The organism is Rhizobium sp. NLR10b (assembly GCF_019685435.1).
In the GTDB taxonomy this organism is placed as follows: domain Bacteria; phylum Pseudomonadota; class Alphaproteobacteria; order Rhizobiales; family Rhizobiaceae; genus Rhizobium.
Window position 1 is genome coordinate 135,800 of sequence record NZ_JABDWV010000006.1, and the last position, 14,469, is coordinate 150,268.

Genomic DNA, 14,469 nt, shown 5'->3' on the forward strand with positions numbered 1-14,469 from the left:
TGGAAAAGGCTCCTTGATCTGCCGTTTACAGCGCTTCTGAATCGGTTTCGCCCGTACGGATGCGCACGGCATGGTCGATCGAATAGACGAAAATCTTGCCGTCACCGATCTGGCCGGTCTTGGCCGATGCCGCGATGGCTTCGACCGCCCTGTCGACAAGTTCCGATGCAACCGCGATTTCGATCTTGAGCTTCGGCAGGAAGCTGACCGCATATTCGGTGCCGCGATAAATTTCGGTATGTCCCTTCTGACGTCCGTAACCCTTCACTTCGGTTACGGTCAGGCCCTGAATGCCGATCGCCGTAAGCGCTTCGCGGACCTCATCGAGCTTGAACGGCTTGATAATAGCCATCACAATTTTCATCTGGTTTCCCATCCTTCGTTATCCTCGGCGCGGAGCCGACTCTCCTTGCCGCTGACGTTCCTGAACAGCGACCGGCGATATACATTCAAAGGACGTGCCAGATTCGAAGCCGAAGTTAACTTATTGAAAAATAAATGTTATAATTGGCAATACCAATAAACAGGCAATTGATCGAGCAATAAGCGCACAAATAATGCGCAAATTTGCAAATATGCCCGTTATTTATTCATTTGCCTTTTTCCGAATCAATCCTTCTTGCGCGACGGATGCGATCAACACACCTGTTCGCGTGAACAGGCTGCCGCGAGTCAATCCCCTGGCGCCCGAAGCCGAGGGGCTGTCCTGCATATAAAGCAGCCAGTCGTCGAGCTTGCACGGCCGGTGGAACCACATGGAGTGATCGAGACTTGCGACCTGCAGGCTCTGATCGAAGATAGACGTTCCGTGCGCATAAAGCGACGTATCGAGCAGCGTCATGTCAGAGAGATAGGCCAGCACCGCAGCCTGATAGAGCCGGTCATCGGGAATCGGACCGGTGGCGCGCACCCAGACATCCTGCCGGGGGTCGAGTTTCCTGTCGGAAAAATAATGGGTCAGCGAGACGGGGCGGATCTCGATCGGCCGCTCGCGCTCCCAGTATTTCCGGATCGCTTCCGGCGCATGCGCAAGAAATTGCTCCTTGATCTGCTGTTCGCCGAGCACCTCTTCGGGCATTGCCACGTCGGGCATGGCGACCTGATGGTCGAAGCCCGCTTCCTCCAACTGGAAAGAAGCCGACAGCGCGAAGATCGCTTTGCCGTGCTGGATCGCGACGACCCGCCGGGTATTGAAGCTCGATCCGTCGCGGATGCGTTCCACCTGGTAGATGATCGGCACCGAGGGATCGCCGGGGCGCATGAAGTAAGCGTGCAGCGAATGGACGAAGCGCTCGGACCCGATGGTACGCTGTGCCGCCATCAGCGCCTGGCCGATCACTTGGCCGCCGAAGACCCGCTGCCAGCCGACCTGCGGACTGCGGCCGCGGAAGATATCGACCTCGATCGGCTCGAGATCGAGCGTCGCAAGCAGCCTCTCCATCGCCGAGGGCTCGGTCGTCTCGCGCGTCATTTTGTATGCCTCCCGGCGGTAGGAAGTGAAGTTGCGATGATCTATATAGATCACATCTGAGGCACAAGGTACGGGAGCGGCGCGATGCTGGATATGCTGGTTGTGGGCGCGGGGTATGTCGGCCTTTCCGCGGCGGTCGCGGTCAAGCAGGCAGCGCCCCATCTGAACGTCACGGTCGTGGAGGCCGCCCCAGAGCATGTCTGGAAAAACGATACGCGCGCCTCAGCCATCATCGCGGCGGCCTCAAAGATGCTCGACGTCTTCGGCATCTGGAACGAGATAGAGCCGGAAGCGCAGCCGATCACCAAGATGATCGTCACCGATTCCAGGACCTCCGATCCGGTCCGTCCCGTATTCCTGACGTTCGACGGCGAAGTGGAGGAAGGCCGGCCCTTCGCACACATGATCCCGAACGTTGCCATGGTGGCAGCACTGCGCGGCCTCTGCGAGCGGCTCGGCATCGACATCCGCCACGGGCTTGGGGCGACCGAATTCAAAACCCACGACAGCCATGCCGACGTCACGCTTTCGGACGGCAGCACGCTGGAATCCCGGCTGGTGGTTGCCTGCGACGGCGTGCGCTCGAGGCTGCGCGATCTCGCCGGCATCAGGACCGTCACCTGGGACTACGGCCAGTCCGGCATTGTCGCGACCGTCGAACATGAGCGGCCGCATGACGGCTGTGCCGAGGAGCATTTTTTGCCGGCCGGCCCCTTCGCCATCCTGCCCCTCAGGAACAACCGCTCCTCGCTCGTCTGGACGGAACGCACGCATGATGCCGACAGGCTGGTTGCCGCCGACGATCTGATCTTCGAGGAGGAACTGGAACGCCGCTTCGGCCACAAACTCGGGGCGCTGAAGGTCATCGGCGACAAACGCGCCTTTCCGCTCGGCCTGACGCTTGCCCGCTCCTTCGTTGCTCCGCGTCTGGCGCTGGCCGGTGACGCCGCGCATGGCATCCATCCGATCTCAGGGCAAGGGCTCAATCTCGGCTTCAAGGACGTGGCAGCGCTCGCCGAAACGATTGTCGAGGCCGACCGCCTCGGTCTCGATATCGGCTCGATCAACATCCTCGAGCGTTACCAGACCTGGCGGCGCTTCGACACCTTCCGTATGGGAGTGACGACCGACGTGCTGAACCGGCTCTTCTCCAACGACGCAATGCCGATCCGTATCGCCCGCGACGTTGGTCTCGGCATCGTCGACCGGCTGCCGCGTCTCAAATCCTTCTTCATCAGCCAGGCGGCCGGAACAGCGGCAAAGGATAATCCGCGGCTGCTGGCCGGTCAGACGATTTAGCCGAATTCGGAGAGGCTATTCGTCGAGGCGGCGGGCCTCGGACACCAGCATGATCGGAATGCCGTCACGGATCGGATAGGCAAGCTGCGCCTTTTCCGAGACAAGCTCATTATGTTCGCGATCATAGGAAAGCCGGCCCTTGGAGAGCGGACAGACCAGGAGTTCCAGCAGTTTCGGATCGACGCGGCTCAGTTTTTCGTCCATGGCCGCAGTCTACTGCAGAACCGTATCGGAGTCACCGAAGACCCGCGCCAGCACGATTTCGGTAATGGCGATCAGCGTCTCGGCCCGTGTCTTCAGGTCCGGCGCCTCCAGGAGCGCCTGCTTTTCAGCCGGCCCGAACGGCGACATCATGGCAAGTGAATTGACGAGCGTCAGGTTGCTGGCCCGCTCGACGCTCTCCCAGTCGGCCTCCAGCTTATTGGCATCGAGATATGCCTTGAAGGCGGTCAGCAGCGCCGTACGGTCGACCGCCTCCTCCTCGTTTTCAGCCGAGAGATCGGCAATGAAGGGCGCGATGCGGAAGGTGCGGAAGGGATCGCTGGTCACCTTCTCCTCCAGGAGCCGGAAGCGGCAGACGCCGGTCAGCGACACGATATAGCGCCCGTCGCCGGTCTCGGCAAATGAGGTGATGCGACCGAGGCAGCCGACGGCGGCAAGATTGTGCTCGCCGCCCTTGTCCTCATGTTCGCCGAGTGCCGGCTGGACCATGCCGATCAGCCGGTTTCCGGCAAGTGCTGCATCCAGCATCGCCAGATAACGCGGCTCGAAGATGTTGAGGGGAAGCTGCCCGGCGGGCAGGAGGAGGGCCCCGGTCAGGGGGAAGACGGCGATCGCATCAGGCAGATCGCCCGGCTTCAGGTATCTGGCATTACCGACTTGCATGAAACCGTCCCGCATTCTGGTAGACGGGCGTGCCCGTCCTGACGAGAATGTGGTGCCCCCGCCCGAAAACGCAAGGGCGGATATTCATCTTAAGAGAACAGCATTGCCGAAAGCTTGCGCCGGGCGGCAACCGTCGCCGGATCCTTGAAACCCCAGACCTCGAAGAACTGCAGCAGTTGACGGCGGGCGCCGTCATCGTCGAAGGCGCGATCCTTGCGCATGATGAGAAGCAGATGTTCGGCGGCTTCCTCGCGCCGGCCTTCGACATTGCGGATCTTGGCGAGCTTCAGCCGCGCCTCGTGATGATCGGGATTGATGGCCAGTTCATGCTCGAGTGCCACGGGATCGCCGAGCTTGCGCGCCTCCTCGATCTGATCGAGCTTCTTCAGCACCGCCTGGATGCCGGCGTCCTTCGCCAGCTCTTCCGGCAGATCAGTCAGCGTTTCGCGCGCCCGCTGATGCTGGTTTGCGGCGATCATGCATTCGGCCATCCCGGCAAGCGCCTTGGCATTCTCGGGATCGGCCTGGATGACCGCGCCGTAAAGCTGCGCCGCCTCGTTGATGTTGCCGGCAGTGAGCAGCTCCGCCGCCTCCGTCAGCACGGCTTCGATCTCGGCCGCCTCATCAGCACCGGCAGGCCCGGCGATACGGTCGATGAACTGAGTGATCTGACTTTCCGGCACCGCGCCCATGAAGCCATCGGCCGGACGGCCGTTGACGAAGGCGATGACGGCCGGAATCGACTGGATGCCGAGCTGGCCGGCAATCGAGGGATGGTCGTCGATATTCATCTTGACCAGACGAACGCGGCCCTTGGCCTCATTGACCACCTTCTCCAGGACTGGCGTCAGCTGCTTGCACGGACCGCACCAGGGCGCCCAGAAATCGACCAGCACCGGCTGTTTGCGTGACGCCTCGATGACATCCTTGCCGAAATTCGCAGTCGTCGTGTCGGTGATGTAGCTGCCGGCCGCAGCCGCCGCTTCCGGCTGAGCGCCGAAGCTTGCCGTTGCCGACATCTGATTTCCGAAGGAACCGTTATAGGGGTTGTTGCTGCCGCTCATAGGTATCTCCCGCCGCGCCGATCCTGCCGGCATCATTGTAGCGCTAAAATCGTATGTCAGGACGTCACTTTCAAGACAAGCGGCTTATGTCCGGTCGCTTCCATAAAACGAACGAGGTCACCGCTCGCAATCGATGTCGTCGCATCGTTGGAGAGCGGATGGCAGTTGACGATCTCCTCTTCCATCAGATCGGCATCGAGCACGAAGGTGACGTTTCCTGCGGTATCGTTGATCGCGCCGAAGGCGGTGACCGCGCCCGGAATGACTCCCAGATACTCCATGAGCTTCTCCGCCCTGCCGAAGGAGACCCTGCCGGACCCGCCGATGATGGTGTGAACCTCCTTGAGGTCGACCTCGGCATTCTCCTCCACCGTCAGCAGAAAATACCGGTCCTTCTTGTCCCTGATGAACAGATTCTTGGTGTGGCCGCCGGGGATTTCATCGCGCAGCGCAACCGATTCGGCCACGGTAAAGACCGGCGCATGATCGACCGTCTTGTAAGCGATCCCTAGTCCGTCGAGGAAGGCGAACAATTCTTCTCTTGTCTTGGGGGTATTTTCGGACATCGGGCGATCCGTCGAATGAGGATAAGGAAAGTCGAGGCGTCCTGATTAAGTCCGTCCACAATGTTTGGCAATCTTCGCAACCGACGCTCTGCCCCCAGTTTTGCGGCCTTTCCCCGCCGCCTGGCCGGGCGCCAAAATTTTTCTTCGACTCTGCGTCATTTCCCTGTTGCATTTGAAAATCCGTTAGGCCATATAGCGCCCGTCGCCACGAGGCGGCGCCCACGGTCCAACGACTACCCCGGACCGATGCGGGTTGAGCGGGTGTAGCTCAGGGGTAGAGCACAACCTTGCCAAGGTTGGGGTCGAGGGTTCGAATCCCTTCGCCCGCTCCAGTTTCTCCGAAATAGCAGTGCTTATCGTTTTCCGGGCGTCAGCATAGCCGGCGTCATCGGCTCAGTACCTTCTTCACCCAGGTATCGACCTCATCGCCACTGCTCACGTCCGCCTGCACCAGCCCGTTGATCATGAAGGTCGGCGAGACGTGGACGCCGTTTTGCCGGGCATATCTGCACTGCCATTTGATCTCCCGGTCGAGATCCGGGATTGCGAAGGCGTCCTTCAGCTCCACGCCGCTATAGCCCTCCAGACGCTCGATGATCTGATTTGGCGTGACGTCCATGTTCGGGCCGCCGGCGTGATGATCGAATTCGAATTCCTCCCGATGCGCGGCGACGGCGGCCATGACCTTCTTCGCCGTCTCCTTGCCGCCTTCCAGGGTCGAGGCTGCGATAATGCAGCGGACGATCACGCCGGAATACATATGCCAAGGCTGCGACTGTAGGCGAATTTTCACCGTGATCCTGTTTTCGCCCGCCTGATCGAGAAGGGTGTCCAGCTTGTTGAATGCCCTGGCGGAATAAGGGTCCGTCGGTTCGAGGAAGGCTTCGAATATGCGTGGGCCATTGCCCCAACTCAGGGGATCTGCGTGCCACGAAGTATCGGTCATGACGATGTCCTTTCCGTTCGTGAATCGGGTATGCAACTAACGGATCAAGCTCCAGAAACCATGCTTTTTTCCATGTTGACGCTTCAATTCGGCGACGTAGGTGTCATGAGGTCGGGCGTTGCCGAAATCGTCGATATGAGGCGCGAGCGACGCGCATACCGCCAGATGGCGCGCGGCATGCCTGTAGCGGCTGGATCGGCCTTCATCGAGGGCGAAGCCGATCATCGACCGTAGCACCACGGTTGCTGCGAGCGGGAATTTCTCCTGCAGCATCTCGGCCGCTGGTGTCATCAGCTCGTAGAGGTCGCCGTTCAATTCGGCCTGGCGCCCGGATATCAGTTTTGCTGCCTCGGCAGGTGCGGGCCAGGTGAGAAAAAAGGCAAGGGCTCGATGAACGTCCGGAAAGCGGTGTGCAAAGGCGAATGCCTTCTCCTCGGCCTCGATATCGTCGAAGTCGGCGAGCCTTCGCAGGAAAGCGCGAAGGTGCTCGCCATTCAGCGACTGCTCGAAGCATTGCCATTGATAGGACCGCGCTTCTTCCCCCCGCCCCAGGACGTCGAGGGCTTTGACGCGGGCGTGCTGCCATTCAAAAGGCAGTTCGAACCGCTCCCTGTGATCGGCGGCGTCCAAAATCTCCAATGCTTCCTCCGCGCGTCCAGCTAAAAGCAAACGGTCGGCAATCTCGGCTGCGACCATCGGCGCCCTTAACGTCTCTTCCGGCTGCTGGGCGATGAAGGCATCGACATCATTCTGTGCATCGGCAATTTCCTGCAGAGCGATGCGTGCCCTCCGTTGCCGATGATTGGTGTAGATCTCGTCCTTGTAAATCGGCCCCTTGCCGCCCCAGCCGAAAATCTCCCGGTCTGCGTCGGCAGGCTTCTCCTCCGGTTCGTTCGACCATCGCACCAGGAGGCTCTTCAAACGTTCAAGGCCGTCCTTGCCCAGCGCCGGAACCATCTCGGCGATCAGCGGATCATATTGGCCGTAGTCGTTATCCTGCAGCGCAGTAAAGATCCTGTCGGCAAGGACATCGATACCGATACAAGCGGAGCTGGCGATGACGCCGGCATCGGCGCATGCCTGATGGAACGTCTCGATGAACGCGCTGTCGCCGCTGTTGGACCGCGCTAATATCGTGTCGGCGACAGCAAGGAATTGCCAGATAAGATCGAACGCTTCCTTCGGATCGTCGGCAGCGACGACAGTGACGATCGCGGACCGCTGCGTTTCGAGGTCGGCGTTAACAGCCTTCACCTTATGCCATTCGATGACGGTGCGGGCTCGCGCAATGCTGGCGAGACGTTTCCGCACCTCACGGGCCACTTCCGCACCACCATGATTGCCGGCAAGCTCCATTCGAAGCCGCCGTTTGTGGGCGGCGCTGCCGGTGCTGATTTCGATCAGCAGTTCGGCGAGACGCTGCGCGCCGAGGGCCTCCAGATTCTTTGCGTTGAGTGTCGTCTTTGCTGCCATGGATCAACTCTATCGTTTCAGCCCGACAGTATCTCAGCGTTCACATCAGTCCAAGGCGCCGAGCGGGGAGGCGTTGCGGTAATCCCGATGCGGTTTCCGTACATCTTCGAATTTCAGTTCAAAGCGCGCCAGATATTTGGCAAGGCGATCGGCGTCGTTGCTGCTCTTCTTTTCCAGGCGCGAATTTGCAAACAGCGCCCGGCCCGCGGCGCTGGCACTGGCATGCTCCCGGCAGGTGCTAAGGACGGCGGCGAGTTGAACGGCGTCGAAACGATCGAGGCGGGCAGTGGCGTCTTCGCCGAGCAGATCGATCAGGATGTCGTCGGAGGATTGGCGTCCCGATGAGCCGCGCCAGGCGGCCTTCAGGCGTCGGATCTCGTCGTCGGCGACCTCCACCGTGATTCGGCCTTGAGGCGCAAGCGTCGCCATGCGCGTGACGGAAGCGGACAAGTCGCGGAAATTCGCGCTCCAGAGGGCCTCCGCGCCGGTTGCAAACGTGAGATAGCGGCTTCGCGCTTCCTTGTTGAAGGTGACGTTCTGCCCTTCACGCTCAAGGAAACGCCGAAGTTCGAAATCAAGATTGGGCTCGATATCCTCCCTGCGCTCGCGCAAGGCCGGCAGCTGGAAAGTCCATAGATTGAGCCGGGCAAAGAGATCCTCGCGGAATCGGCCGCGACGGACGGCGTCGCCGAGATCGCGATTGGTGCCCGCCAGAAGCTGGAAGTCGGCGGAAACTTCGCGGTCCGCACCGACTGGCAGAAAGCGCTTTTCCTCAATCGCCCGCAAGCACATGGCCTGTTCATCGAGGCCCAGTTCACCGATCTCGTCGAGAAAGAGCACGCCCTTGTCCGCCGACTTCATGAGGCCAGGCCGTTCGCCTGCGGCGCCGGTGAAGGCGCCTTTGACATGGCCGAAAAGCGCCGACATGGCGTGATCCCCGCGCAGCGTTGCGCAGTTAACCTCGACGAAGGGACCGCTGACTTTTCGCTCGGCCTTCTTGAGTTCGTAGATCCGCTTGGCAAGCTGGGATTTTCCTGCGCCGGTCGGGCCGGTCAGCAGGACCGGGGCAGTAGAGCGAATGACAACGCGCTCGATCTCGTCGATCATGCGATTGAAGGCGGGATTTCGCGTCGAAATGCCGGATTTCAGAAACGAGGCGGCGTCGGCCTGTTCGGATGCGAAGCGCTTGGCGATTTCGTCATAGCGCGAGAGATCAAGATCGATGATGCGATGGGTTCCCGCGAAATCCTGTCCCGGCTCGCGCTCGCGCGGCGGAGAAAGCTGCAGCAACCTGCCGGGGATGATGCGCGCTTCGGTCAGGAGGAACCAGCAGATCTGGGCGACATGGGTGCCGGTGGTGATGTTGACGAGATAGTCTTCGGCCTCGGGATCGAAACTGTAGTCCCGGGCAAAATCCCTGAGGCTCGTATAGACTTCGGAAAAGTCCCAGGGGTCGCGCAGATTGATGATGCGCTGGCGAACCTCCGTCGCGGGCGAAATCGTCTCGATATCCCTGATTACGGTCTTGGCCAGCCAGTCTGAATGGTTGTCGTGGATCAGTTCCAGCCGATCGATGAAAAGACCGGCCTGTTGGCAAAGGCCGACGTTCGGCCGCCAGCGCGTCCATCGGTCTTCACGCCGGCCCACGTCGAGGGTCGTTCCAAGAATGCTGATGGCGACCCGGCGCTTCATGATTTATCCAAAATTATAAAGCCGTAGATAATCAGATAGATTATTCCGCTTTCTCGAACTTGGCAATTTGCAGGGCAGAAATTCTCTGCTAATTTTTTACTATTAAAAATCAAATCTTTATGAACGAATTCGCGGAGGCTTGTCGCGGATTTTAGAAACTGGCACGCCACTTGAATTGTATTCGGCAGAACCAAATCAAAGAGGTGCTGCCATGGTGAACAAGGCAATCTTCAAACCCTATTTCGGAAAGCTGCTCGCCGGCACGACGACGACCAACCACGAAGGCGCAGCAGCCTATGCCCTGTCGCCGCGCGAAGCCCTGGCGCAATATGCCGTTACCGGAACGTTCAGCGACATTTTCTATGCAGATGCAGGAGAGCAGCTCGATGCCGTGAGGCAGCTTGCGGCGGAGGTCGAGCCAGAATTCCTGGCAAAGCTTGCGATCCATGCGGCGGAGAAAGGCCATATGAAGGACATGCCGGTCATGCTGCTGGCTATGCTTTCGAGCCTCGAAAGCGATGCCTTTGCGCGGGCTTTTCCGCGTGTCGTGAAGAGCGGCAAGATGCTGCGCGGCTTCGTGCAGGTCATGCGGTCGGGTGTGACGGGCCGGAAATCGCTCGGGACGCGGCCGAAGAAGATGGTGCAGGCCTGGTTCGACCGGGTAACTACGGAACAGTTCCTGCATGCGATGGTCGGCAATGATCCGTCGCTGCCTGATGTGATCCGGATGGTACATCCAAAGCCGCGAGACGCGGAGCGTCAGGCGCTCTACGCCTGGGCAGTCGGCAAGCCGTATGATGTCGCAGCATTGCCGGCTGAGGTAAAAGCGTTCGAAGCGTTCAAGCGGGATAGCAGCTTGCCGCTGCCGCCCGTGCCGTTCCAGATGCTGACCTCGCTGGGTCTCAGCAAGGAGCAGTGGTCGGAAATCGCCTTGAAGGGCTCGTGGCAGATGGTGCGCCAGAACCTCAACACCTTTGCCCGAAACGGGGTGTTCGAGGTGGATGGCATGGCCGAACGGCTTGCTGCGCGGATCGCCGATCCGGAAGCGGTGCGGAAGGCGCGCGTCTTCCCCTACCAGTTGATGGTCGCGTGGCATATGGCGAACCAGTCCGTTCCGGCTGTCGTTGCGGATGCTCTGCAGGATGCGATGGAGGTGGCAATCTCCAGCGTACCGACGATCGGCGGCAATGTCGTGGTCTGCCCGGATGTCTCCGGCTCCATGTCGTCCCCCGTCACCGGTTACCGGAAGGGCGCGACATCAGCCGTCCGCTGCATCGATGTCGCAGCACTCGTGGCTGCGTCGTTCCTGCGCCGCAACCGGCGGACGCGTATCATCCCCTTCGAACAGGACGTCGTGAACGTCCAGCTGAACGGGCGCGACAGCGTGATGACCAACGCGGCGAAGCTCGCGGCGGTGGGCGGCGGCGGAACGAACTGTTCTGCACCGCTGCGGCTGCTCGCAAAGGAGAAGGCGGCGGTGGACCTCGTGCTCTTCGTCTCGGACAACCAGTCCTGGATGGATGCGCGGGGACACGGCCAGGCGACAGGGATGATGGTCGAATGGGCGCGGCTCAAGAGGCTGAACCCGGCTGCAAAGCTGGTCTGCCTCGACATCCAGCCTTACGTCCAGACTCCGGCCAAGGCAGAGGACGTGCTGAACATCGGCGGCTTCTCGGATGGCGTCTGCGGAGCCATCACCAGTTTCGCAGCCGGCAAGTCCGGTCCGGGCGATTGGGTTCGCAGGATCGAGGCGACTGATCTTTGAAAAAGCTTCGCGCCGCCAGTGAACGGCGCGAGGCACCGTGACGAATGCCGGATGGAACTACAGACTGTCACTCTCCAGGTCGCGGGTTCGAATCCCGTCGGGTCCCCCAAAAACAAGGACTCGTAGCTCAGCGGATAGAGCGGGTGTTCCACCATATCTCGTCGTCACGGACCAATGGAATGACGTACAAAACATATGGCGAATGCCGGGGAAACTACATCGGTAACCCGAAAGGGCGCGGGTTCAAGGCCCGCCTTGCCGCCCGAATCCGCGAGGGAGGAGGATGCGCAAGATGTTTCCTCAAGACTTGTCGCCATGACCGAAATCGCAGCGGCGAATGCCGGACGGAACTACAGCCTCCGTGTTGAGGTGGCCCGACCGGTTCGACTCCGGTCCTTGGCGGCGCTCTCTGGCACGAGCGGGGCCACGCAGGTTTCGTCCACCTTTGTCGCCGCTGCAAAAATGTCCGGTGAACGCCGGCACGACGACAGGAAAGAAGGTCTCCGGGAAATCGTCGCCCAGGCGAGACCCGAAACGCAACGAAGAAGAAGGACTGCAGACGCAGAAAAGAAGATGACCGAGATCATGAGCGGACAGGATCTGATCGACGCAGGCATGAGCCAGGGCAAGTGGTTTCGCCCGGCTCTCGACGCGGCCAACAGGATTTTGAGCCAAGGCGGTTCGGCCGCAGAGGCCCTCGAAGCGGCAAGGGCCTTTCAACCGGCGCCGACGCTCGCCTTGAGGGCGGATAACGATATCGAGATCTATTCCAATATCCGCGCCGATAACCCCTTCGAGCAGGACAATGTCGAGAAGGTCAACGCGACGATGCGGGCGCTTGCGCGCACGCCGGTCATCCGGGCTGCGGCAATCATGCCGGATGCTTGCCCGGCCGGGCCGATCGGCACCATTCTGGTTGGCGGCGTCGTGGCATCGGAGGCGATCCATCCGGGCATGCACTCGGCTGACATCTGCTGCTCCATGGCGATCTCGATCTTCCCGGACGTCGATCCGAAATCGCTTCTCGATGCGGTGCATGCAGTGACGCATTTCGGTCCCGGGGGCCGCCCGCGCGGTGCGCAGATCAAGCCTTCCGAAGCGACGCTATCTGCCTTCCAGCAGAACCCGTTTCTGCGCGACGGAGCGCTGAGCGCCGGCATCGAACATTTCGGCACGCAGGGCGACGGCAACCACTTCGCCTATGTCGGGACGATGAGATCGACCGGCGAGACCGCACTCGTCACCCATCATGGGTCGCGTGCGCCGGGTGCCCGGCTCTACGACAAGGGCATGAAGGCCGCGAACCGCTTCCGCGAGCAGATCTCGCCGGAAACCCTGCGGGACAATGCATGGATTCCCGCCGACACCGAAGAGGGCGACCTCTACTGGTCGGCTCTGCAGACCATCCGGCAGTGGACGAGGGAAAACCACTATATCGTCCATGACATGGCGGCAGAGGCACTCTCGGCGAAGGTGGCCGATCGTTTCTGGAACGAGCACAATTTCGTTTTCCGGAAATCGGACGGCCTCTTCTATCACGGCAAGGGAGCGACGCCGGCCTTCGACAAATGGGCCGAGGATGCGACCGATCTGACGATCATTCCGCTCAACATGGCGGAACCGATCCTGATCGTCCGCGGCTCCAACGCCGCCCATGGCCTCGGATTCTCGCCGCATGGCGCCGGCCGTAATTTTTCGCGCAGCGCCCATATGCGGCGCCTGGCGGAAGAATATGGCGCCGATGCCCGCGGCCTGAGCCCGAACAATCTGGCGGAGATCCTGGAAAAGGAGACCGCGGGCCTGGACGTTCGCTTCTTCTCGGGCTTTGCCGACGCCTCGGAACTGCCGAGTGCCTACAAGTCCGCCGCCAACGTGCGTGCCCAGATCGAGCATTACGGTCTGGCCGAGGTGGTCGACGAGGTCATTCCGTATGGAAGCATCATGGCCGGCGACTGGCAGAAGGATGCACCCTGGCGTCGCAAACGGGAACGTCGCTGATTGCCTCCGACAATGCTGCGGCCTTTGCCGTATCGGCAAGGGCCGCAGCAATATGTGGGGGCGATTCCGTCGTCGATTCATATTACTTTATCAGGACCTAAGTATTGGCATTTCCTCGTATTATCTAAAAAATAACGCTGCGTCGTAACGACTCCTAAAGCCGGGTTTGGCACCTTGTCGACTATCGTTATTTGCTTCCAATTTTTCGGCTGGGGTTTGTTATGAGTCACAATAGGGACGTCTGGGTCAGCCAGCGCGCTTATTCGCTGTGGGAATCGGAAGGCAGGCCGGATGGGCGTGGGGAAAGCCACTGGGCGCAAGCGCTCAAGGAATTCGAGCAACTGGAATTGACGAAGGCATCGCCCGATGGGAACGATCTCATCGAGAAGCTGAAGGCGGCCGGGCGGCTGATGCGGGTCTGTGATGGGGCGGTCGCCGCGGTCGAGAACGACCTGCAGCTGAAAGCGGCGCGTTAAAATCTTTTCCTGTCAAATTGAAGCACTCACCCCGCCCGAGTGCAGCGATGTGTCGTCCTGATACTATTGGCGGGCAGCCCAGCCGAGGCCGCGCCGCAGGATGAGCGGCATATAGGGATGGTCGAACTCGGCGGCGACATGGCCGAGAGCGGAATAGAAGATGCGGCCGGCGCCGAAATGGCGTTTGAAGACGACGGGCATCACCACATTGCGCGCCGCCGGATCGTAGGCGCCGGTGAAAGTGGTGGTCGCAAGGATTTCGACCGTCGGATCATAATGCAGATAATATTGCTCCGAACGGTAGTCGAAGTCAGGAATGCCCTCCATGACAGGATCGTCCTGGCGGGTGACGGCGACACGGAAATCGATGATGTTGCCGGGATGGGCGACCCAGGTGACGCCGGAGACGTAGCGGAAAGGCGCGCTTTCCTTGAAGGAGGTGGCGAGCGAGCCGTGATGGCCGGCGAGTCCGAGACCTCCACGTACGGCCTCGACCAGGGCGCTAGCATGGGGCTTTTCCAGCGTTCCGCCGGTGATGATGGGCACCAGCAGATCCGCCTTGGCCAGGGTCGGAGACCCGAATATCCCGAGATCGCCGGTCACCTCCACGGCAAAATCGTCCTCGCGCAGGAGATCGGCGACGATATGGGCGCATTGTTCCGGCTCGTGGCCCGGCCAGCCGCCCCAGACGATCAATGCCTTCCTCATTCCCGTTCTCCCTGGCTGATTGCTGCGGATCGGTGATCATCGCCCGATGATACAAGCCGCTTAAATCGGGCGGTCGTGCAAATCACGCGAATAATTGATCGACTTCGCCGTTTCGGCCAAATCGCA

Annotated in this window: 14 protein-coding genes and 1 tRNA gene; 5 read left to right on the forward strand and 10 right to left on the reverse strand. The window is 60.6% G+C overall.

What is annotated here, in order from left to right; translation table 11 throughout:
• Positions 1 to 25: 25 nt before the first annotated feature.
• Both HJB91_RS11550 and tesB read right to left on the reverse strand, forming a co-directional pair.
• Positions 26 to 376, reverse strand: a complete 351-nt coding sequence (locus HJB91_RS11550) for a P-II family nitrogen regulator (protein ID WP_003543684.1) — start codon at positions 374 to 376, stop codon at positions 26 to 28.
• 210 nt (positions 377 to 586) lie between these two features.
• Positions 587 to 1,471 carry an acyl-CoA thioesterase II gene (gene tesB / locus HJB91_RS11555; protein WP_221154780.1) on the reverse strand — a complete coding sequence of 295 codons (885 nt, stop codon included), beginning with the start codon at positions 1,469 to 1,471 and terminating at the stop codon, positions 587 to 589.
• Between the two features lie 84 nt (positions 1,472 to 1,555).
• On the opposite strand from tesB, the gene HJB91_RS11560 reads away from it, so the two are divergent.
• The gene (locus tag HJB91_RS11560) at positions 1,556 to 2,770 is read left to right on the forward strand and encodes a ubiquinone biosynthesis hydroxylase (RefSeq protein ID WP_210633030.1); all 1,215 of its coding nucleotides are present in this window, start codon (positions 1,556 to 1,558) and stop codon (positions 2,768 to 2,770) included.
• Between the two features lie 15 nt (positions 2,771 to 2,785).
• Here the strand turns inward: HJB91_RS11560 and HJB91_RS11565 are convergent, their stop codons facing one another.
• The 4 genes from HJB91_RS11565 to HJB91_RS11580 form a co-directional block, all read right to left on the reverse strand.
• Positions 2,786 to 2,974, reverse strand: a complete 189-nt coding sequence (locus tag HJB91_RS11565; protein WP_003567459.1) for a Trm112 family protein — start codon at positions 2,972 to 2,974, stop codon at positions 2,786 to 2,788.
• 9 nt (positions 2,975 to 2,983) lie between these two features.
• Entirely contained in the window at positions 2,984 to 3,670 is a 687-nt protein-coding gene (locus HJB91_RS11570; protein ID WP_176536246.1) for an LON peptidase substrate-binding domain-containing protein, read from the reverse strand.
• Between the two features lie 74 nt (positions 3,671 to 3,744).
• Positions 3,745 to 4,719, reverse strand: a complete 975-nt coding sequence (gene trxA, locus HJB91_RS11575) for a thioredoxin (RefSeq protein WP_210633031.1) — start codon at positions 4,717 to 4,719, stop codon at positions 3,745 to 3,747.
• A 56-nt stretch (positions 4,720 to 4,775) separates the two neighbouring features.
• Positions 4,776 to 5,285: a prolyl-tRNA synthetase associated domain-containing protein gene (locus tag HJB91_RS11580; protein WP_221154788.1), complete on the reverse strand. Its 510-nt coding sequence runs from the start codon at positions 5,283 to 5,285 to the stop codon at positions 4,776 to 4,778.
• Positions 5,286 to 5,542: 257 nt separating this feature from the next.
• On the opposite strand from HJB91_RS11580, the gene HJB91_RS11585 reads away from it, so the two are divergent.
• A tRNA-Gly gene (locus tag HJB91_RS11585) sits at positions 5,543 to 5,617 on the forward strand.
• A 53-nt stretch (positions 5,618 to 5,670) separates the two neighbouring features.
• Here the strand turns inward: HJB91_RS11585 and HJB91_RS11590 are convergent.
• From HJB91_RS11590 to rtcR, 3 genes are read right to left on the reverse strand one after another with little or no spacing between them, the layout of a single operon-like run.
• Entirely contained in the window at positions 5,671 to 6,231 is a 561-nt protein-coding gene (locus tag HJB91_RS11590; RefSeq protein WP_221146145.1) for a thioredoxin domain-containing protein, read from the reverse strand.
• A gap of 36 nt (positions 6,232 to 6,267) precedes the next feature.
• Positions 6,268 to 7,704 carry a DUF6880 family protein gene (locus tag HJB91_RS11595; protein ID WP_221146147.1) on the reverse strand — a complete coding sequence of 479 codons (1,437 nt, stop codon included), beginning with the start codon at positions 7,702 to 7,704 and terminating at the stop codon, positions 6,268 to 6,270.
• Positions 7,705 to 7,749: 45 nt separating this feature from the next.
• A complete protein-coding gene (gene rtcR, locus HJB91_RS11600) occupies positions 7,750 to 9,396 on the reverse strand; it encodes an RNA repair transcriptional activator RtcR (protein ID WP_221122951.1) in 1,647 nt (548 codons plus the stop codon).
• Positions 9,397 to 9,607: 211 nt separating this feature from the next.
• Between rtcR and HJB91_RS11605 the strand changes: the two genes are divergently transcribed.
• The 3 genes from HJB91_RS11605 to HJB91_RS11615 all read left to right on the forward strand — a co-directional run bounded on the left by HJB91_RS11605 (position 9,608) and on the right by HJB91_RS11615 (position 13,635).
• Positions 9,608 to 11,161: a TROVE domain-containing protein gene (locus HJB91_RS11605; RefSeq protein ID WP_221146149.1), complete on the forward strand. Its 1,554-nt coding sequence runs from the start codon at positions 9,608 to 9,610 to the stop codon at positions 11,159 to 11,161.
• A 585-nt stretch (positions 11,162 to 11,746) separates the two neighbouring features.
• Complete coding sequence (locus HJB91_RS11610; protein WP_221154879.1) at positions 11,747 to 13,159, forward strand: RtcB family protein; 1,413 nt, start codon at positions 11,747 to 11,749, stop codon at positions 13,157 to 13,159.
• A gap of 221 nt (positions 13,160 to 13,380) precedes the next feature.
• Positions 13,381 to 13,635, forward strand: a complete 255-nt coding sequence (locus HJB91_RS11615; protein ID WP_210632664.1) for a DUF2934 domain-containing protein — start codon at positions 13,381 to 13,383, stop codon at positions 13,633 to 13,635.
• A 63-nt stretch (positions 13,636 to 13,698) separates the two neighbouring features.
• Here the strand turns inward: HJB91_RS11615 and HJB91_RS11620 are convergent, their stop codons facing one another.
• A complete protein-coding gene (locus HJB91_RS11620) occupies positions 13,699 to 14,343 on the reverse strand; it encodes a ThuA domain-containing protein (RefSeq protein ID WP_221146151.1) in 645 nt (214 codons plus the stop codon).
• Between the last annotated feature and the right edge of the window lie 126 nt (positions 14,344 to 14,469).